This window comes from Victivallis sp. (assembly GCF_048170485.1).
In the GTDB taxonomy this organism is placed as follows: Bacteria; Verrucomicrobiota; Lentisphaeria; order Victivallales; family Victivallaceae; genus Victivallis.
This window is the reverse complement of record NZ_DBEXAY010000288.1, coordinates 1-18,283: the sequence shown is the minus strand read 5'-3', so window position 1 is coordinate 18,283 and position 18,283 is coordinate 1. Positions and strand designations below refer to the sequence as shown.

Sequence of the window (18,283 nt, the reverse complement as noted above, 5' to 3'; positions counted from 1 at the left end):
GGGGTTGCCGCAGTTCAGTTGAAATGATATTCGATCAATATAGTGCTTTTTTGCGGAAATTCAATTTTTTTGCTCAGAATTCCAGCGATTCCGGGAAATGGAAGGGCACGGGCAGGGGGAGTTCCCCGCGGAGAAACACCCGGCGGGCCGGAGATGGCTCCACCCAGTGGATCGGTACGCCGGGGATCTCGGGCGCGAACCCGAACTCCACCCGGCGGACGCCGGAAAGCGGCAGGAGAGTGACCAGCTCCTCCCATCTGGCCGGATTCGGGCCGAAGAGACCGCCCAGATGGAGTGTCTCCCCCCTCCGGTGACAGGCGGCGGCGAGGCCGTCGCGGAGCAGGAGGAGCTGATCCGCCCAGCCGCAGCAGAGGCGCAGCAGTTCGAGCGGCAGAGCCTCTTCCGCTCTGAAGGCGGAGCTGTCACAGCGGTTCTGTTCCAGCAGGGGGCGGGCCTCTTCGGGGGTGAGTTTTCTGCCGCAAACGGCGGGGTTGCCGGAGACGATTTCCGCCACCGGTTGCTGTTCCTGCACCGGGCGGAAGTCGAATTTTTGCAGAAAGGTGGCCGCGGCGGAGGGCGCTGTGAGCAGAACCGGGGTGTCTGCACAGCGCTCCAGCACGGCTCCCAGAAGTTTCCGGATGTGGCCGCGGCCTCGCTCCGCCCGGGCGGTGGCGATGGCGGCGAGCACGACGACGGGAAAATGTTCGCCGCCGAGGTGCAACTGCAGGCGGAACACGCCGGTGTGGGCGATCAATTCGGAATTCGGCCGGGCGATCGAGTAGCTTTCAAAATGGTTGTTCCACACCTTCCAGCGGAACCATTGCGTCAGGTCGCGACCGAAGGCGTCGCGCAGAAGTTTGTTCAATTCGATGCCGTAGGCGTCGCGCTGGAAGTTGCGCATCCGGATGTTGCCGGGGAGGGGGGCCTTTTTTTTCCGCGCGTCCCGGAAAAAGGTTTCGAGCAGGCGGCGGCATTCGTCGGCGAGAACGCCGCCGGTGACCGCGACATGCCAGAGCATTCCGGGGTGGCCGGTGACGTCGAGCGCACCGCCGCAGCCGCCGCCATGCGGGTCGCCGATGCCGAAGACCACCCGGCGGACCCGGGCGTTGACCAGCATTCCGGCGCACATCGGGCAGGGCTCTTTGGTGACGTAGAAGTCGACCTCGTCCATCCGGCGGCCGCCGACCGCGGCTTCGGCGGCGCGGAGCAGTTCGAATTCGGCATGGGCGACGGCGGACCCGGATGCCTCCACCCGGTTGCGGGCGGCGGCGATGATCCTGCCGTCACGGACCGCCACGGCGCCGATCGGGACCTCCCCCTCGGCGGCGGCGCGTTCCGCCTCCGCCAGGGCGGCGCGCATGAAGCGTTGATCCTCCGCGGCGGAACCCATCTTATTTCTCGGTCACTTCGGTGCGCAGTACGAAGTTGCGGTACATGAAGAACTGGAACCGCACGTAATGATCGCCGTACTGATAGTTGAAGGAGATGGTGTGGTCCGGCGTGTTGGGCGAGTCGATGATCGCGTCTCCGTAAAAGAAGATGTCGTTGAGTGTCTTGGATTCCCGGGTGAAACTGAAGTCCACTTTGCGGATGATTTCCCGGGCGGCCTCATATTTCTCTTTGCTGTTCGGGGGCAGGGCGGGATTTTTCAACACGGAGATGAGTTCCGGGTAGAACTGGAAGATTTCAATATCTTCCGACGGCAGCCGTTTCTCCTCCTGAAAGAGCCCGCAGCCGCCGACGGAAAGAAGGGCGACGGCGGCGAGGAGTGCGATTCCTCCACATTTTTTCATAAGAATCCTCCGATTTCTTGAAATTCCGGCTTGAAATCCCGCACGATCGGGTTATATTTACCACCATTCAACCGATGCGGGTGTAGCAAAACGGTCATGCTCCAGCTTCCCAAGCTGGCGACGCCGGTTCGACTCCGGTCACCCGCTCCATTTTTTTTGTCCATGTTCCGGGCGCGCAGTTTGATTTGCGCGCCCGTTTCGTTTTCACCGGCGACGCCCTCCGCGGCCCCGGCCGGAACCGCCGCGGTGTCCGCTGTGCCGGGCCGCCTCCGGTTCGCGCCGGGGCAGCTTGGCTCCCTGCACCGGTTCCGGCAGTTTCAGCATCTCCTCCGTCGGCAGAATGCTGGAGAAGCGGACGTCGAGCAACTTTTCAATATCCGGCAGATAGTAGGCGCCGTATTCGCAGAGGAAGCTGATCGATTTGCCGGAGTGCCCGGCGCGTCCGGTGCGGCCGATGCGGTGGACATAATCCTCCGCATGCTCCGGCAGGTCGTAGTTGATCACCAGCGAGACGTCGTCGACGTGGATGCCGCGGGCAGCGACGTCGGTGGCGATCACCACTTTTTCGGTGCCTTCGCGGAACCGTTCGAGGATCTTGATCCGCTTCTCCTGCGGAATGTCTCCGGAGAGCACCGGCACCTGATAGCCGTAGCGCGCAAGATCGTATTGCAGCCGCAGATTGACATCCTTGCGGTTGCCGAAGATCAGCACCCGGTCGTAAGGCTCGTTGGCGAGCAGATAGAGGGTCAGCGCGAGCTTCTCCTCCCGAAGCACCGAGTAGAAGGTCTGCTCGATGTTTTCGCTGACCATCTTCTCCGGCTCGCTTTCGACGATGACCGGTTCCGCCAGCCAGCCGGAGGTGAGGCGCAGGATATGTTCATCGAGGGTGGCGCTGAAGAGCAGTGTCTGACGCTCCCCTTTGCGCGGCAGCTGGGAGACGATCCGTTTGACGTCCGGAATGAACCCCATGTCGAGCATGCGGTCTGCCTCGTCGATCACCAGCACCTCCACCTGCGAGAGGTCGAGGCTGCTGCCGCGCGAATAGTCGATGATCCGGCCGGGGGTGCCGATGATCACGTCGATCGGCCGGTCGAGCGAACGGCGCTGTTTCTCATGATCCATGCCGCCGAAGACGACGGTGTTGTAGAGGCCGGTGAAGACGCCGAGCTGTTCGGCGTCCTTGTGGATCTGCATGGCGAGCTCCCGGGTGGGGGCGAGCACCAGCGCCCGGGCGCGGCCGGGTTTGCGGTTCTCCACCGGGTGGTTGAGCAGCCGGGTGAAAATCGCCAGCAGGAAGGCGGCGGTCTTGCCGGTTCCGGTCTGGGCTTTCCCGGCGAGGTCGCGCCCTTCGAGCAGTGCGGGCAGGGTCATCGCCTGAATCGGGGTGCAGTATTCAAACCCCGCGTTCTGAACGCCGAACTGCACCTCCGGGTGGAGCGGCAGATCGAGGAAGCGGGTCTTCCCTTCGCAGGGCGGCACGTCGCGCAGTTCGGCCGGGTGTTCCGGCTTCGGCGCCGCCGCGGGTTCGGGGCGGACCGCCGGCTTGCGTTCGCGTGGCGGACGCGCTTCCTTGGCGGCGCGTTCCCGTTTCGGGGCTTTCTCGCGCGCCTTTTCCTGCTCTTTGTTCCGCTCTTTGGCGCGGTTTTTGTCGCGCGTTTTCTCCCGGCGCTGGCCGGAATTCTTCGCCTTTCCGCTCTCTTTGGTTTCAATGGTGACGGTGACTGAGCGGGCATTGCCGCCCAGCAGGGACTTCAACGCTTTTTTCAATGTGTTCAGCACGATGTATTCTCTCTTTCTGTCTTGTGTGGTTCTGCGCCGTTTTCTGAGGGCGCTCCGGGCAGCTGCCCGGCAATTTCGCGCAGGAACGCGGCGAACGATTCGCGGAACTCCGGCCGGCGGAGTCCGAATTCGACCGTGGCGCGGAGGAACCCGGTCTTGCTGCCGAGGTCGTAACGGGCGCCGGCGATCCGGCGGCCGAACATCGGGCGTTTCCTGACCAGTTGGCGCATGGCGTCGGTGAGCTGGATTTCATTGCCTTTGCCGCGCGCGGTGTGCCGGAGTTCGTCGAAGATCTCCGGCGTGAAGAGGTAGCGCGACGCGATGGCGAGGCGGCTGGGCGCCTCCTCCGGGGCGGGTTTCTCGACGAAGTCGCGGACACAATAGATGCCGCTGTCACCGATCTCCTCGCCGTCGATGACGCCGTAGCGGCTGATCCGCTCGAGCGGCACCTCTTCGAGCGCGGTGACCGGGCCGCCGTACTCCTCGAAGGCGTCGATGAGCTGGCCGATGACCGGGCGGCCGGTGTGCGAGTCGAGCACCGTATCGGCCAGCAGCACCGCAAAGGGCTCGTCGCCGACGAACGACTGCGCGCGGAGGACCGCGTCGCCGAGCCCGTTGAGCTGCTGCTGGTAGATGTAGTGGATGTCGGCCAGGGAGTCGATGGCGCGGAGCTCTTCCAGAAGCGCCGTTTTGCCGGTCGCTTCGAGCCGGGCTTCCAGGGCATGGGCCGGGTTGAAATGCTCCTGGATCGCGTTTTTGCCGGAACTGGTGACGATCAGAATCTCTTCGATGCCCGAGGCCGCGGCCTCTTCGACCACGTACTGGATCACCGGCTTGTCCACCAGCGGAATCATCTCCTTCGGAACCGCCCGGGTGAAGGGGAGAAAGCGCGTGCCGAATCCGGCGGCGGGGAGAACGGCTTTGCGGATTTTCTGTTTCACAGCGTCTCTCCTTCGGTGACGATTTCCGGTTTGATGACGTTGATCCGGTTCCGGTGGAGCACCTCTTCGAGGCGGCGGTACATCGCCTCGTCCTCGTAGGTGCCGATGATCGCGCCGCCGGAGCCGGTGAACTTGGCGGATGCGCCGGTCGACCGGGCCGCCTGCACCATCTGCAGATTCTTTTCGCTGATCGCTTCCGAACAGACTTCGCAGCGCAGATCGAAGTTCCGGTTGAGCAGAGCGGGCAGGGCGGCGTAGTTGTGTCGCTCGATCGCTTCGCGGACGCGGCAGGTGAGGTCGCCCCATTCGCGCATGGCGTCGAGCACCCGCGGCACTCCGGCGTCGTAGTCGCCGCGCAGCCGGCTGTGGAGCACTTCGGAGCCCTCCGCCAGGTCGGTCCGGTAGGCGACGTAGAGATTGAGATCCTCCGGAATGGTGATCGGCTCGTAGCGCCCGACGCCGTGGCGGAGCATGTGTTCGCGGTCGAAATCCATGAAGACCGGCGTGTTGTAAGCCTGAGCCACCCGGTCCTGCAGGCCGGCGGGGATGTTCAGTTCATCCCGTTCGGTGGCGAGCACGAGGTTGGCCAGCACCGCCGGTTCGACGGAGAGCCCGTAGAAGCGGAACATCGCGCGCATGGCGGCGGTGATGATCGCCGACGACCCGGCCAGCCCGAGCCGGTTCGGAATCGTGCTCCGGTAGCGCATGGTGAAGTTCTTCTCCTCCAGGTGGATTCCGATTCTGCGGCAGTGGTCGCGGAAGATTTTCGCCGCCGCCTTGAGCAGACGGATTCCTCCGTAGTAGCCGTAGAGTTCGACGTCGGCGGCGAGCGCCTCCAGATTGTTGAAGCGGTTGTCGTCGCGCTTTGCCGGGAGGAGCTCCAGTTCCGGAGTTTCATACAGTTCCACATCGGCGGAGTAGTTGCGGAAGACGAAAGCGATGGTCTTGCCGTAATATCCGTCGGAAGGGTTCCCCACCAGAGCGGCCCGCGGGTAGGCTGTGGTTTTGATGATCATGCAATTCTTACCTGGTTTTCGATCGACGTCTGATAATATACTGCCGCCGCGGGATTTTTCAACTTCCGCGCCGTTCTTTTCGCGGCAGACAAAAAACCGGCCGCCCCGCGGGAAACGCGGAACGGCCGGGTGCGGTTGGGGAATGCCTCTCTCTGCGGCTCAGGCCCGGAGCCAGGAGCTTTCCCGCCCTTCCGCTTCGAGATGCTGCCGGAAGGTCCGGATTCTCCGGCGGAGCGTCTCCGCCAGCGCCGGATTTCCGCCCCGTTCGGCGGCGAGGGCGCGGTTGGCGAGGTTGATCCAGTAGTCGAAATCGATTCCCGCTTCCGGCGACTCCCAGACGACGTTGCGGAGCGGGAAGAATTCGAAATCGATCCACTCGCCCTCCGCCATGGCCGCATCGAGTGCGCGGCGGGCTTCGGCCGGTTTTCCGGCGGCTTCCAGCGCTTCGGCGGCGAGCCGGTACGCTTTGGCGGATTTGTTGCCGGAGGGGCGGCCGATGCCGATGTTTTCCGGGAATTCGGTTGCTTTCAGGTACCAGCGGGCCGCTTCGTCGAATGCGCGGCGTTTCATCGCGTCGTCTCCGAGGGCGAAACAGGCGGTTTCGAAGATGCCGCGGGCGGCGACCTTCCCTTCGCAGAGCACGAAGCGGTTGTTCTCCATCACCGCAAGCGCTTCCGCCGGACGCTTTGCCGCAAGCAGGGTCCGGGCGAGGGCGAGTTTGACGCGGCAGTCGCGGGGGAAATGTTTCACGCCCGCTTCCAGCAGGGGCAGGAGCGTCTCCGGCGCCGCACCGGGCAGCTGGGAGAATTCGCTGAGCGTCCGGCCGCCGGGAGCGGCCGCGGCGGCTTCACGGTAACAGCGTTCCGCGGCGGTGGTGTCGCCGGCGATCTTCCAGAAGTAGAGGGCGAGGTTGCGCCGGGCGGCGGCACGGTGTCTCTCCCGGAGCGCTTCCCAGAGCGGAACCGCTTCGCTCCAGCGGTTCAGACCGGCGTAGAGACAGCCGAGCTGATAAGCGGCGTTTTCGTCCTGCGGATTGCGTTCCAGCGCGAAGCGGAGAATGGCGATCTCCTCGACCCGGAAGGCAAACTGTTTCTCCCAGGGTTCTTGCGGACCGGGCAGTTCCACCGGGAGTCCCAGTTTGTCGGCCAGCCAGGCGCGGTAGTAGGGCGCGATCGGCAGAGCTTCCGGCATCCGGTCGAGGAGGCGGTACGCCTCTTCGTAGAGACGGCAGTTGAGGTACTCGCAGACCGCTTCGAGGAGGAATTCCCCGTTGACTGCCCGGCGGGAACCGCTCTCGGCCCAGACGACCGGAGTGAAGGGAAAGGAGGCGTCGGCCTGTTCGAGCGTGGCGGTGTTGTCCCGCCCCAGATGACGTTCGGCGACGGCGAGCAGGGCGAGGCCGCGGCCGGTGGGATGCATCGCGGAAAGGATCTCCACCGCCGATTCGAACCGCCGTTCGCGCAGACAGCCGATGCCGATCTCCAGCAGGGCACGGTCGCGCAGCGCTTCGGTGTCGAGCAGCGGGGCGAGGCGGCTGTCCGGAGAGTGTTCCAGCCGGGCGCGGAGAAGTTTCCCCTCCGGCGGGAGCGGACGGGCGAGTTCGAGCCGATTTGCCGCTTCGTCGGAGCGGCCGCTCATCGCGGCGAGCCGAGCGGCGGCGACGGCGCACTCCGGATCGTGCGGCGCTCCGGTAAGATAGTACTGTTCGGCTTCTCCGTTGCGCCCCTGTTCCTCCGCATAGACGCCGAGGCGGTATTCGCGTCCGGAGACGGGGGGCGCGGCCGGCGCATCGGGTTCCGGAAAGATGGTGTCGAGTTCACTGCGGCCGAGCAGACCGCCCGCCGCGTCGCGGATTTCGACTTCGCATGCCGCGGTGTCGGCGAATTTCAGTTCGGTGACACCGCCGGGGGCGGAGCGGAACTCCTGTTCGGCGACGACGGTTCCGTTGCGGAGCAGACGGGCGGTGAGGGGCCCGAGTTCACGCACCGGCTGGAAGCGGAGACTCTTTCCCGCCCGGTCGAAGCGGGCCGCGAAGTCCCGGCCGGCGAGGTTGAAGCCGTCGGTCTCCGCCACCGGGAACCAGCGGTCGCGCTGAATCAGCGTCCGCCCCGGTTCGAGCAGCCGGTAGTCGGACTGCAGCGAGAAGGGGCCGGTCTGGAGTTCACAGTAGTCCAGATGGTCGTCGGAGAGCTGATCGATGAACACCCGGCCGTCGCGGGCACAGCCGAAGGTCCAGATCTTGCGCCCGCGCACCAGGCGGTGGTCGGCGTGATGAACGACGCCGAAGTTGCGGCTGTGGTGGTAGATGCCGAAGAAGTCCTCGTGCATCGACTCGGCGAAGACCGGGAAGTGCTGGCGGATGTTCCCGAACCGGCTCACGTCGACGCCGCGGTGGATCGGATAGTCCAGCCGGTCGAGACGCGAAGCATCCATCGGCGGGTGGGTGAGCAGCCGCCGGGTGGTCGGCGGAAAGATGAACTCCGACTCCTCCCAGACCGGGCAGGCCGCGTTCATCCAGTAGTAGAAGCGGTGCGGATCGGAGGTCGGGTTGCAGAGCTTCGTCTCGATGTCGATCGCCGCGACGCCGGGATGGAGCGTGATCGTGACCGCCCACGCCATCCGGCTGACCAGTTCGAGATCGCCGACGGTCACCGAGGCGGAACCATCCGGATGGATGGCGGTGCGGCACTGCACTTTTTCCAGCGTCTGCGCGTTGTGGCTGTTGGGGAAGTTGAACTCCACGCCGACCGCGGGCCAGGCGCCGCGCACCGCGAAGAGGCCGGGGCGGATCACCGGGTTGCGGTAGAACATCTCCTGACGGTGGAGCTTGTCGAATGCGGAGTAGAGGCGGCCGCCCAGCTCCGGCAGAATCGTCAGCTTGAGAAATTCGTTCTCCAGAGTGAGCGCTTCAAAAATGCGCTCCTCCTTCCCGAACTGAATCACTTCGCTGAGCGTGTAGGGGTAGACCGGCGCCCGGCGGGGGGTGAACTCCGCCAGCAGTGCCGGTTCGACATCGTCGTCGCCGGGAGCGTACCAGGGGAGGGCGAGTGTCGTGTGTTCGATGGCAACCGGATTCATTTTTCACCTCGTTTGAACAGAATGAAATCGTGGGGCGGCGTTTCGCGCCCTTCATACAGGAATGGAGAATCGGTGAAGTTGGCGACCACTTCGGTGCCGTCGCCGAAGAGCGAATGCGCCACCGCCCGGAACCCGTCCCGGACCGGAGTGAGGTATTCGTGGCGGACCATCTCCGATGTGTAGGCTTCGCGCATTGTCCGCGAGAGGTAGAGCTCCTTCTCGTCGAACTGGGTGGGCAGCAGTCCGTAGAGCGCCAGAAACGCGAGATAGTCGCCGCCGGAAATCCGGAACCGCTCGGTGGTGTATCCGCCTTCGGCGACGTAGTTGAGCACCGAATCGTGATAGACCAGCTGCCAGAGCGGCACCGCGACCGGCAGCGGCGAGAGCGTCCGGGGGAGCGTCGCCGGGAATCCGATCGAGCCGTAGGCGCCGAGATCGACCTCCGAAAGATAGATCTCCGCCGGGCTGCCCTCCGTCGCGAGCGAGCCGAAGGTCTCCTTCAGGAAATGCATGGTGCTCAGGCGCGACGCGGCGTCGTCGCGGCGGCTCTGCGGATGGGCCGGGTGATAACACTCCTCCAGCGGCGTACAGCCGAACACGTCGGTGTAGATGCTGCCGCGGCCGAGCATGGCCGCCACGCCGGGCAGGTCGCGTTCGGCGTATTTCCGGCTCTGCGAGGTGCAGAGCAGCCGGGCGCGGCCGCCGCGCCAGATGCCGCCGGTCAGGATGGCGCCGTCCGGTTTCCGGGCGAGGTCCTCCTCGTGGTTCTCCGGGGAATCGGCGTAGCAGTCGCGGTAGTTGTCGTGGATCGAATAGAGGTACCCCTCCGACAGCGACCAGCCGTACTCCGCCGCCAGATGAAACTCCTCCGGCGTGCCCCGTTTCGGATTGGGGGGCAGCCGGGTGGGGTATCCGTCATCGAAATCGAAACGGTTCCAGCCGGTGTTGTAGATGCAGACCCGGTCGAAACCGGCTTCATGTGCCTTGTCGAACACCTCGTAGGCGGTCCAGTTGTTCGGTTCCTGCTCGATCTGGTTGAGGCCGGGGGCGGCCAGGTAGTAGCTGGGGCCGTGTTTGACGCCGTTGGGGAGGCGTTTCTGCGAATAGACGTTGTGTTTCCAGATCACCGCACCGACCAGTTTTTCGACCTCCGGATGGGCGGCGATCTTCTCTTTGAGCGGGTGGAAACGCCCCTCTTTCCGGACGACGGAACGGTAGTATTTGGCGAGTTCCAGATAGCCGTCGCCGGGGGCGAACGCCCGGAAACGGAGTTCGCGCGGATAGTTTGCGAACCTCCGGTTGAACTCCCAGGTGGTGCGGTAAAATCCCCGGCCGTTCTGCCGGGTGGACCAGCCGAATTCCGAGTGCTGGTCGAGGGGATCGCCGATGATGACGCCGATGCCGCCGGAATCCCGCCGCATCACGCCGTAGAAGGGCATGCCGTTGTGATCGTTGCAGAATCCGTAACGGAACTCGAAGGCGTCACTGCGGGGGAACTCGAAGAGCGAACCGAATCCGCAGGGAACCACGAGCGAGGCGGCTTCGCAGCACTCCCATTCAACGAGATTGTCCGGAAAGGTCACGCGGCACGGCTCCTCATCCATCCCGGCGATGGGCGCGGTGCGGAAGCGGGCGGTTTCGCCGTCGAGTTCCACAGTAAATTCGAATTCGAGTTCCGGCCCCGGATCCGGCTTGCGGTAGCCGCTCCCCGGATAGCGCGCCCACCAGTCGAAATGGTCGAACCGGATGGTGAGGCGCTGTTTTTCCACATCCGTCCGCATTCGGCAGTGGGCGGCAAGGTCATAATCGTAGAAATCGCCGTAGTTGAAGTGAAAGGGATGCCGGCTTTGCCACACGGCGCCGCTCACGCGGTCGGTCAGCGTCAGCGTTGTGGAGTCGGGGTCGAACTCCACCTGCCAGAAGCGGTTTCCCAGAGTCAGTGGTTCAGCCATCTTCAAATTCCTTTCAGACAGTTTTCCACGATTTCGTCGAGGTTGCCGGTGGCGAGGTTGACGCAGGTGTCGGCACCGCCGTAGTAGATGCGCAGTTCCCGGCTTTTCGGCTCCACCACCGCGCCGGTGGTGAACACCACGTCGGGCACGACGCCGAACCGTTCGTAGTCGGTTTCGGGGGTGAGCAGATAGCTGTTCATGAGGCCGATCACCTTCTCCGGATTTTCGAGGTCGAGCAGCACCGCGCCGATGCTGTAGCGCCAGCTGGAGAAGCACTGCTGGACGCCGTGGAAGATCTCCAGCCACCCCTTTTCGGTGCGGATCGGCACGGTCGGCCCCACCTTGAGGTTGCACCAGCGGGTGCAGTTGCGCCGGAGTACCAGCCGGTGTTCTCCCCAGTGGATCAGGTCCGGCGAACGCGACAGCCAGATGTTGGCGAAGGATTTTTCGTAGGGCGCTCCCGCGCTGTAGGGGCGGTCGAGGCGGACGTACTGGCCGTTGATCTTCTCCGGGAAGAGGCAGGGAACCCGGTTGTGGGTCATCGCCACGATCTCGATCGGTTCGGCGGTGAGAAAATCCTTCGTCCGGTAGAGGAAGGCGATGGTGCCGGTGTCGGCGTCGCCGCCCGGGCGGATGATGTAGTAGCAGTCATCCTCCGGGAACCAGGTGATGCGGCAGTCGATCGGGTGGTTGTCCAGCCCGGGGAAGGCGGTGTCGTCGGCGGAGAAGAGCGGCTTTTCGTGGATGGTGAAGTGGATGCCGTCGGTGCTCTCCGCCACGTGACAGCGGGCGAGCCGTTCGCCGCGCGGCAGGACGGAAAGCAGCAGGATGGTGCGTCCGTCCGGCGTCATCACCTGACCGGGATTGAACACCTGATCGGCGATTCCGTATGGAAACTCCTCCGCCCGGAAGAGCGGATTCCCCGCAAAGCGGACCAGTTGCGACTTATACTGCGGCATGGTATTTCCCTTTCTCGTTGTTTTCGGACCATGATTGCCTGAAAATAGTGTACCTGTTTCAGGTCCGGATGGCAACTCTTTTCCGGAAAATCGCCGAGCAAAAAAAGCAAGAACTGTGCAAATCTGTGCAAATTGGATTGAAATCTTCGAACATCCGGAGTATTTTGAATCACGAGCGGAGGAGCTTCCTTCCTCCGGACGACAGCAATGGACATTGTGAGGAGAGATTGTGAAATCCGCTGGAATTCAGGAGATTGCCGAACGGGCCGGCGTGTCGATGTCGACCGTCTCCCGGGCGTTGAATCACACCGGGCAGATCTCGTCGCAGCGCGCGGCGGAGATATTCCGGATCGCCAATGAACTGGGCTACGCGCCGCGTACCGCCGGGCGGACAATCGCGGTGATTCTGCCGGAATCCGATATCGAGCTGCGCTGGTATTCGATCAACCTGCTCAACGCCATCCGGCTGGAGGCGGCGGAGCGGGGGAGGCCGCTGGAGATCGTCTCCTCCGATCAGCTTCACATTCTCGACGAACGGTCGCTCGCCGGGATGCTCTCGTTCGATTTCGGCTGCCAGCTGGCCGAACGGGTCGGGCGGAGCAATGCGGTGCCGCTGGTCTGCATCAACGACTCCGCCCGGCATATCGATCAGGTCTATTCGGTCTTTTCCGACGAGGATCAGGCGATGTCGCTGGCGGTGGGGCATCTGGCCGGATTCGGCCACCGGAGAATCGGACTGATTCTCAACGGCACCCTCTCCGACTACAGCAACAACACCCGGAAAACCGCGTTTGAACGGGAGCTGGCGCGCTTCAATCTGGAGAGCCGCGAGGAGTTCATCGTCCACCCCGGCGACGTCCGCTGGAAACTGCATGGATCGGTCCGCCAGCTGCTCGACGCCGGCGTGACGGCGGTGATCAGCACGGGGGAAAGCCGTTCGGCTTCGGTGCAGAATTCGCTCCGCTACTGCGGCGTCAAAGTGCCGGAGGAGGTGTCGCTGATCGGCTGGGAGATGGCGGAGGTTTCCGAATACCTCGACCCGCCGCAGACCACGATCGGGCAGGATTTTCCGGCGCTTGCCCGCTGTGCTCTCAACACGCTCGAGTGCCGGATCGGCGGCGGGCAGGTCGGCAAGGATACGCTGGTGCCCTGCCGGCTCAACGAGCGGGCCTCCGTCGCCATGCCGCCGCGGAACTGAACCGGAGCGGAAGTTTCCCTACGGATTGTGATAACTGCCGCCGCGGAGAATGGAGCTGGCGCGGAAAAGCTGTTCGAAGAGCAGAAACCGGGCGATTTCGTGGGTGAAGGTGAGTTTCGAGAGCGACCAGAGCAGCTCCGCGCGGGCCTTGACCGCCGGATCCAGCCCGTAGGGGCCGCCGATGACGAAAACCACTTTGCGGTTGAAATTGCCGAGCACCGAGGCGAAGGCGGTGCTGGTGAACTCCCGCCCCTCTTCCGAAAGCACGACGACGGCGCCCCGCTCCCGGTCGAGCTCCTTGAGGATCGCCTTGCCCTCCCGCTCGACGGTGGAATCCGGCAGCTCCCGGATTTCGAGTTTCGCATAGGGGCCGAGCCACTTGGCGAACTCGTCACAGCGCGCCTGAAGCGCGCGGTCCTTCAGCCGGCCGATGACGACGATCTTAATCAGCATGGTCGATCACTCCTCCGCCGAGCAGCAGATCATCGCGGTAGAAGACGGCGGACTGCCCCGGCGTGACGGCGCGGAGCGGCCGGAGCGGAAACACCCGGCAGCCGCCGGGGAACTGTTCGAGCCGGCACGGTTCGCCGGAAGAACGGTAGCGGATCTGCACCTGGAGCGGCCCGTCATCCTCCGGCGCACGCCCCGACTGCCAGTGGAGGTCGCGGAGGACGAAACTGGCGGAGAGGAGCGCCTCCGGGGCGGTTTCCAGCGTGATGTCCCCCGAAACCGGATCGATCGCCGCAACGTAGGCGGGGACGCCGAGCGCGACGTTCAGCCCCTTGCGCTGGCCGATGGTGTACTGGTGGATTCCGGAGTGACGGCCGACGATCTTGCCGCGATAGAGGAAACTGCCGGGCCGGGCGGGCAGATGGCAGAGCTTCCGGAGCGTCTCGCTGAAGCATTCGCCCGGCACCTGAAAACAGGCGTCCTGACTGTCCGGCTTGTCGGAGGTGACGAAGCCATAGCGGGCGGCGACGGCGCGGACCGCCTCCTTCTCCATGGCGCCGACCGGGAACTCCGCCATGGCAAGTTCCCGCTGGCCGAGCCGGTAGAGGAAGTAGCTCTGATCCTTGCGGCGGTCGTCGCCGCGGCGCAGTTCGCACACGCCGTCGGGGCGGCGCGAAAGTTTCGCATAGTGCCCGGTGATGATCCGTTCCGCGCCGATGGAGCGGGCGAATTCGATCAGTTTGCCGAACTTGATTCCGGGATTGCACCGGCAGCAGGGATTGGGGGTGCGCCCGGCGGCGTACTCTTCGGCGGCGGGGCGGAGGATCTCCGCTTCGAATGCCGGATATTCGTCGAGATAGCGGTGGGCGATTCCCAGTGTCCGGCAGACCTGTTCGACGGCGGCTTCGTCGTTTTTCGAGGCGCACACCTGAGCGGCGGAAAATTCCGGGTCCGGGTGGCGCAGCCGCAACGTTGCGCCGACGACCTCGTACCCGGCCTCCAGCGCGAGTGCGGCGGCGGTGGAGGAGTCGACGCCTCCGGAGAGTGCGGCGACCGCTTTTTTTCTGTTATCCGACATATGCTGAATGGTTCCTTTTTTTTAATATGCCGCGCGACGTGCCGGATTTCAAGATTGACAACGCGGTTTTGCACTGTATATTACCGGTATCGATGAGGAGGTGCAATCATGGCAAATCAGGAAGAAAACAATTTCGGCAACCTGACGCCCCGGGCGCGGCAGATTCTGTTGCTTGCCAAACAGGAGGCGGAACGGTTCAATCACGACTATATCGGCACCGAACATCTTCTGCTGGGCATTCTCGCACTCAACGAAGGTGTCGCGGTGAACGTGCTCAAATCGCTCGGGCTCAATCTCCAGCAGCTTCGAATCGAGGTGGAGAAGTGCTGCGGCGTCGGCGGTCAGACCAAGACCTCGGGCGCACTGCCGCTCACGCCCCGGCTCAAGCGGGTGCTGGTGCTGGCGGCGCGGGAGGCGGCGGCGATGAACTACAACTTCATCGGCACCGAACACCTGCTGCTGGCGATTCTGCGTGAAGGGGAGAGCCAGGCGGCGCGCATTCTTCAAAATCTCAACGTCAATCCGGAAGAGGTGCGCCAGGCGATCATCAAGACGCTCGATTCGGACTACCTGCCCGAAGGCGAGGAGGCGCCGGAGAATCCGCTGCCGCCGCAGGGGAACGCTCCCGGCGGCGCACCGGCCGGAAACGGCGCGGAACTGCCCGCCTTGAACGCCTTCGGGCGCAACCTGACCGACCTCGCCGCCCGCGGGGAGCTCGACCCGGTGATCGGCCGCAAGGATGAGATCGAACGGGTGATTCAGGTGCTCTGCCGCCGCACGAAGAACAATCCGGTGCTGATCGGCGAGGCGGGGGTCGGCAAGACCGCCATTCTGGAAGGGCTGGCCGAGGCGATCGTCGCGCGCAAGGTGCCCGACCTGCTGGCCGACAAGATGATTTATGCGATCGACCTGCCGCTGATGGTGGCGGGGACCAAATACCGCGGCCAGTTCGAGGAGCGGATCAAGGCGGTGATCGACGAGGTGCGCAACTCCGGCAAGGTGATTCTGTTCATCGACGAGCTGCACACCATCGTCGGCGCGGGCGGCGCGGAAGGCGCGATGGATGCCGCCAACATCATCAAACCGGCGCTGTCGCGCGGCGAACTGCAGTGCGTCGGCGCCACCACGCTCGACGAGTACCGCAAGGGGATCGAGAAGGACGCGGCGCTGGAGCGCCGGTTCCAGCCGGTGATGGTCAATCCGCCGAGCATCGAGGATTCGATCCGGATTCTCGAAGGGCTGAAGGAGACCTACGAAAAGCATCATCATGTCGAATACGGTCCCGGCGCGCTGGAGGCGTGCGTGCGGCTCTCCGACCGGTACATCTCCGGGCGGTTTCTGCCGGATAAGGCGATCGACGTGATGGATGAAGCGGGCGCCCGCGCCCGGATCAGCAGCGTCGTCCCGCCGCCGGACACCGCTTCGATCGAGAGCGAAATCGAGTCGGCGAAGGCGAACAAGGAGGCGGCGATCGTCGAGCAGAACTTCGAAGCCGCCGCGAAGTGGCGGGATGTCGAACGGGAACTGCGTCAGCGGATTCTCGATCTGCAGGAGAACTGGAAGCGCCAGTGCTCCGAGAAGCGCACGCCGGTCACCCGCGCCGATATTGCGGCGGTGGTCGCCAAACTCACCGGGGTGCCGCTCCAGCAGATGCAGGAGGGCGAGAGTGCCAAACTGCTCCGCATGGAGGAGGAGCTGCGCAAGACGGTGATCGGGCAGGATGCCGCGGTGGAGGTGATTTCGCGGGCGTTGCGCCGTTCGCGCGCCGACCTCAAGAATCCGGCCCGTCCGATCGGTTCGTTCATCTTCCTCGGGCCGACCGGCGTGGGCAAGACGCTGCTGGCGAAGGCGCTGGCGGAGTTCATGTTCGGCGACGCCGACGCGCTGATTCAGGTGGATATGTCCGAGTACATGGAGAAGTTCAACGTCTCGCGGCTGGTCGGTTCGCCGCCGGGATACGTCGGGCACGGCGAAGGGGGCGAGCTGACCGAGAAGGTCCGTCGTCATCCCTATTCGGTGGTGCTCTTCGACGAGATCGAGAAGGCGCATCCGGATGTGATGCACATGCTGCTGCAGATTCTGGAGGAGGGGCGGATCACCGATACGCTCGGCCGCCGGATCGATTTCCGGAACACGATCATCATCATGACCAGCAACGTGGGGGCCGAACAGATCGCCCGTGGCGTGGCGCCGCTCGGCTTCGGCGGCGATACGCTCGCCGAGACCCGGAAGAACGACGAGCGACTGCTCGGCATCGCCAAGAAGTTCTTCAAGCCGGAGTTCATCAACCGGGTGGATGACATCATCGTCTTCCGCAGTCTGGACCGCAAGGATCTGATGGGGATCGTCGACATCGAGCTTGCCAAGCTGCGGGAGCGTCTGCTGGGGCGGAAGCTCGAACTGCATCTCTCCGACGAGGTCAAGGAGTATCTGATTTCGAAGGGGTATGAGCCGGAGTTCGGCGCGCGTCCGCTGCGCCGGGCGGTCGAGCGCTACATCGAGGACCCGCTGGCGGAAGAGCTGCTGCGGGGGAGCTTCGAGCACGCGACGGGAGTCCGGGTGGAGCTGGATCAGCAGAAGATTCTCTTCTTCCCGGAAGAGGCGGAGAAGAAGCCATCCCGCCGGAAGAAGAGCGATTCCGCTGAATAAAACAGCGCAATAGAGCAAACTGAGCCGTCCCGTTCCCGAGAGGGGAGGGGGCGGCTCACTGTTTCCGGGGGGAGTGAAGATGCCGCGACATCTCCCGGATGGCGCCGGCCGGATCGTAGCCGGGGACGAGGTATTTGCGATCGATCGTGAAGACCCGCCGGTTGCGGACGGCGGAGATTTCGCCCCAGCCGCTGCGTTTGACGAGTTCATCGGGGGAGGTGAAGCCGTCGACGACAAAGATCACTTCCGGATCGCCGTGGATGATCGCTTCGGCGGAGACGGTGCCGGAGCGCTGCAGGGAGGAGACGACGTTTTCGCCGCCGGAGAGACGGAGGAGGTCGCCGGCGTAGGATTCGTTGCCGGCGCTCCGGCAGGGGGAGTAGAGTTCGAGATAGACGCGGGTGCGGCGTGCGGGGGCGTTTTGCTCCAGCTCGCGGATGAGGCGGCGGAACCTGGCGGCGAGTTCCGCCGCTTTTTCCGCACGTCCGATCCGTTTCCCGAGCGCCTCGACCACATCGGGATAGTTGTCGCAGCGCAGCGGCGGCACGATGAAGGTGGGGATGTTCATGCGGCGGAAGAGGGATTGCAGGCTGTGCTGGTAATACCAGATGACGGCGAGATCGATTTCGAGCAGCAGGACCCGTTCGGCGGAGAGGGCGCTGCCGCGGCCGACTTCGGCGGCGTGTTCGGTGCCGGGGACGATTTTGCCGTAGCGGTCGATGGCGGCGAGTTCACCGGCGGCGCCGAGTTCGATGAGGAGCGCGGTTCCGGCGGTGGTGGTGGAGAGAATCCGCCGGGGAGGCGTTCCGGATTCTGTTGCGGCGGCGAGGGGGAGCGCGGCGAGGAGCGACAGCAGGAGCCATGTCCGCCGGAGCGAATGAAAGAAGTGAATCCGAGCCACGGTAAAGAGAGAATCCCGATTGAAGTTGATCTGTTCCGGAGTGATTCCGCATCGCTGCTTCCCGAAGCGGCGACGGGGAAACTATACCTCGGCAGCGGGGATTTTTCAAGTATCCCCGGCGTCATTTCCCGGAACCGGGGAAGGTTTTTCGTGCAAAAATTATTTTCTGCCCGGTTTCCACGTATGACCGCAGTTCAGACAGGTGAGGGTGACCTGATCTTTGCCGAGCAGTCCGGCCAGGAGACCGACGGCGCCGAACAGTGCTCCGCCGATGACGGCATTGGTGAAATTGATTCCGCTTTTGTCTGCGCAGAACTGTCGGGAGCCGCATCGGGGGCATTCGACGATTTGTGGCGCCGGCCGGTGAGCTGTGTCATCGGATTTTTTCCCGAAGAGTGACAGACGGTGTTGTTTTTTCATGGGCGCGGGTTTGAATCTGACATGCTCCTTCTGGTTCATGGCGTTAACCCAGGAGGGATCATACCCTGT

General features: G+C 64.1%; 14 protein-coding genes and 1 tRNA gene. 4 read left to right on the top strand and 11 right to left on the bottom strand.

The genetic code is table 11. From position 1 onward, the window contains the following. Positions 1 to 73: 73 nt before the first annotated feature. Positions 74 to 1,390 carry a GNAT family N-acetyltransferase gene (locus ACMLHG_RS14840; protein WP_417171003.1) on the bottom strand — a complete coding sequence of 439 codons (1,317 nt, stop codon included), beginning with the start codon at positions 1,388 to 1,390 and terminating at the stop codon, positions 74 to 76. Between the two features lies 1 nt (position 1,391). Then, positions 1,392 to 1,793, bottom strand: a complete 402-nt coding sequence (locus tag ACMLHG_RS14835) for a hypothetical protein (RefSeq protein WP_294436459.1) — start codon at positions 1,791 to 1,793, stop codon at positions 1,392 to 1,394. A gap of 76 nt (positions 1,794 to 1,869) precedes the next feature. Between ACMLHG_RS14835 and ACMLHG_RS14830 the strand changes: the two genes are divergently transcribed. Continuing rightward, a tRNA-Gly gene (locus ACMLHG_RS14830) sits at positions 1,870 to 1,943 on the top strand. Between the two features lie 54 nt (positions 1,944 to 1,997). On the opposite strand, the gene ACMLHG_RS14825 is transcribed toward ACMLHG_RS14830, so the two are convergent. The 6 genes from ACMLHG_RS14825 to ACMLHG_RS14800 all read right to left on the bottom strand — a co-directional run bounded on the left by ACMLHG_RS14825 (position 1,998) and on the right by ACMLHG_RS14800 (position 11,518). Further along, entirely contained in the window at positions 1,998 to 3,572 is a 1,575-nt protein-coding gene (locus tag ACMLHG_RS14825; RefSeq protein WP_294437358.1) for a DEAD/DEAH box helicase, read from the bottom strand. Then, positions 3,566 to 4,513, bottom strand: a complete 948-nt coding sequence (gene galU / locus ACMLHG_RS14820) for a UTP--glucose-1-phosphate uridylyltransferase GalU (protein WP_294437360.1) — start codon at positions 4,511 to 4,513, stop codon at positions 3,566 to 3,568. The genes ACMLHG_RS14825 and galU overlap by 7 nt, the downstream gene beginning before the upstream one ends. Further along, on the bottom strand, positions 4,510 to 5,529 hold the full coding sequence (locus tag ACMLHG_RS14815) for a mevalonate kinase (protein WP_295809879.1): 1,020 nt from the start codon (positions 5,527 to 5,529) through the stop codon (positions 4,510 to 4,512). Before ACMLHG_RS14815 ends, galU begins: the two co-directional genes overlap by 4 nt. Positions 5,530 to 5,688: 159 nt before the next feature. Next, positions 5,689 to 8,607, bottom strand: a complete 2,919-nt coding sequence (locus ACMLHG_RS14810) for a DUF5107 domain-containing protein (RefSeq protein WP_417171002.1) — start codon at positions 8,605 to 8,607, stop codon at positions 5,689 to 5,691. Beyond that, the gene (locus ACMLHG_RS14805; RefSeq protein ID WP_417171001.1) at positions 8,604 to 10,559 is read right to left on the bottom strand and encodes a hypothetical protein; all 1,956 of its coding nucleotides are present in this window, start codon (positions 10,557 to 10,559) and stop codon (positions 8,604 to 8,606) included. Before ACMLHG_RS14805 ends, ACMLHG_RS14810 begins: the two co-directional genes overlap by 4 nt. 2 nt (positions 10,560 to 10,561) lie before the next feature. Next, a complete protein-coding gene (locus ACMLHG_RS14800; RefSeq protein WP_295809888.1) occupies positions 10,562 to 11,518 on the bottom strand; it encodes a glycoside hydrolase family 130 protein in 957 nt (318 codons plus the stop codon). A gap of 229 nt (positions 11,519 to 11,747) precedes the next feature. Here ACMLHG_RS14800 and ACMLHG_RS14795 point away from each other — a divergent pair, with 229 nt between their 5' ends. Further along, the gene (locus tag ACMLHG_RS14795) at positions 11,748 to 12,716 is read left to right on the top strand and encodes a LacI family DNA-binding transcriptional regulator (RefSeq protein WP_295809891.1); all 969 of its coding nucleotides are present in this window, start codon (positions 11,748 to 11,750) and stop codon (positions 12,714 to 12,716) included. 18 nt (positions 12,717 to 12,734) lie between these two features. Here the strand turns inward: ACMLHG_RS14795 and ACMLHG_RS14790 are convergent, their stop codons facing one another. Both ACMLHG_RS14790 and mnmA read right to left on the bottom strand, forming a co-directional pair. Beyond that, positions 12,735 to 13,169, bottom strand: coding sequence for a 23S rRNA (pseudouridine(1915)-N(3))-methyltransferase RlmH (locus ACMLHG_RS14790; protein ID WP_417171000.1), 435 nt, complete (start codon positions 13,167 to 13,169; stop codon positions 12,735 to 12,737). Beyond that, the gene (mnmA, locus tag ACMLHG_RS14785) at positions 13,159 to 14,244 is read right to left on the bottom strand and encodes a tRNA 2-thiouridine(34) synthase MnmA (RefSeq protein WP_417170999.1); all 1,086 of its coding nucleotides are present in this window, start codon (positions 14,242 to 14,244) and stop codon (positions 13,159 to 13,161) included. Before mnmA ends, ACMLHG_RS14790 begins: the two co-directional genes overlap by 11 nt. A 108-nt stretch (positions 14,245 to 14,352) precedes the next feature. Between mnmA and ACMLHG_RS14780 the strand changes: the two genes are divergently transcribed. Beyond that, the gene (locus ACMLHG_RS14780) at positions 14,353 to 16,893 is read left to right on the top strand and encodes an ATP-dependent Clp protease ATP-binding subunit (protein WP_294437375.1); all 2,541 of its coding nucleotides are present in this window, start codon (positions 14,353 to 14,355) and stop codon (positions 16,891 to 16,893) included. 55 nt (positions 16,894 to 16,948) lie between these two features. On the opposite strand, the gene ACMLHG_RS14775 is transcribed toward ACMLHG_RS14780, so the two are convergent. Continuing rightward, positions 16,949 to 17,794 (bottom strand): ABC transporter substrate-binding protein, encoded by an 846-nt coding sequence (locus tag ACMLHG_RS14775; protein WP_417170998.1) that lies wholly within the window; start codon positions 17,792 to 17,794, stop codon positions 16,949 to 16,951. Here ACMLHG_RS14775 and ACMLHG_RS14770 point away from each other — a divergent pair. Further along, positions 17,771 to 18,193 (top strand): hypothetical protein, encoded by a 423-nt coding sequence (locus ACMLHG_RS14770; RefSeq protein WP_417170997.1) that lies wholly within the window; start codon positions 17,771 to 17,773, stop codon positions 18,191 to 18,193. The genes ACMLHG_RS14775 and ACMLHG_RS14770 overlap by 24 nt on opposite strands. The last annotated feature ends 90 nt before the right edge of the window (positions 18,194 to 18,283 follow it).

Bases quoted from the DNA above. Each gene is read 5' to 3' on its own strand.
- ACMLHG_RS14840 (WP_417171003.1), bottom strand. From the start codon at position 1,390: ATGGGTTCCGCCGCGGAGGATCAACGCTTCATGCGCGCCGCCCTGGCG.
- ACMLHG_RS14835 (WP_294436459.1), bottom strand. From the start codon at position 1,793: ATGAAAAAATGTGGAGGAATCGCACTCCTCGCCGCCGTCGCCCTTCTT.
- ACMLHG_RS14815 (WP_295809879.1), bottom strand. From the start codon at position 5,529: ATGATCATCAAAACCACAGCCTACCCGCGGGCCGCTCTGGTGGGGAAC.
- ACMLHG_RS14810 (WP_417171002.1), bottom strand. From the start codon at position 8,607: ATGAATCCGGTTGCCATCGAACACACGACACTCGCCCTCCCCTGGTAC.
- ACMLHG_RS14805 (WP_417171001.1), bottom strand. From the start codon at position 10,559: ATGGCTGAACCACTGACTCTGGGAAACCGCTTCTGGCAGGTGGAGTTC.
- ACMLHG_RS14800 (WP_295809888.1), bottom strand. From the start codon at position 11,518: ATGCCGCAGTATAAGTCGCAACTGGTCCGCTTTGCGGGGAATCCGCTC.
- ACMLHG_RS14790 (WP_417171000.1), bottom strand. From the start codon at position 13,169: ATGCTGATTAAGATCGTCGTCATCGGCCGGCTGAAGGACCGCGCGCTT.
- mnmA (WP_417170999.1), bottom strand. From the start codon at position 14,244: ATGTCGGATAACAGAAAAAAAGCGGTCGCCGCACTCTCCGGAGGCGTC.
- ACMLHG_RS14780 (WP_294437375.1), top strand. From the start codon at position 14,353: ATGGCAAATCAGGAAGAAAACAATTTCGGCAACCTGACGCCCCGGGCG.
- ACMLHG_RS14770 (WP_417170997.1), top strand. From the start codon at position 17,771: ATGAAAGAAGTGAATCCGAGCCACGGTAAAGAGAGAATCCCGATTGAA.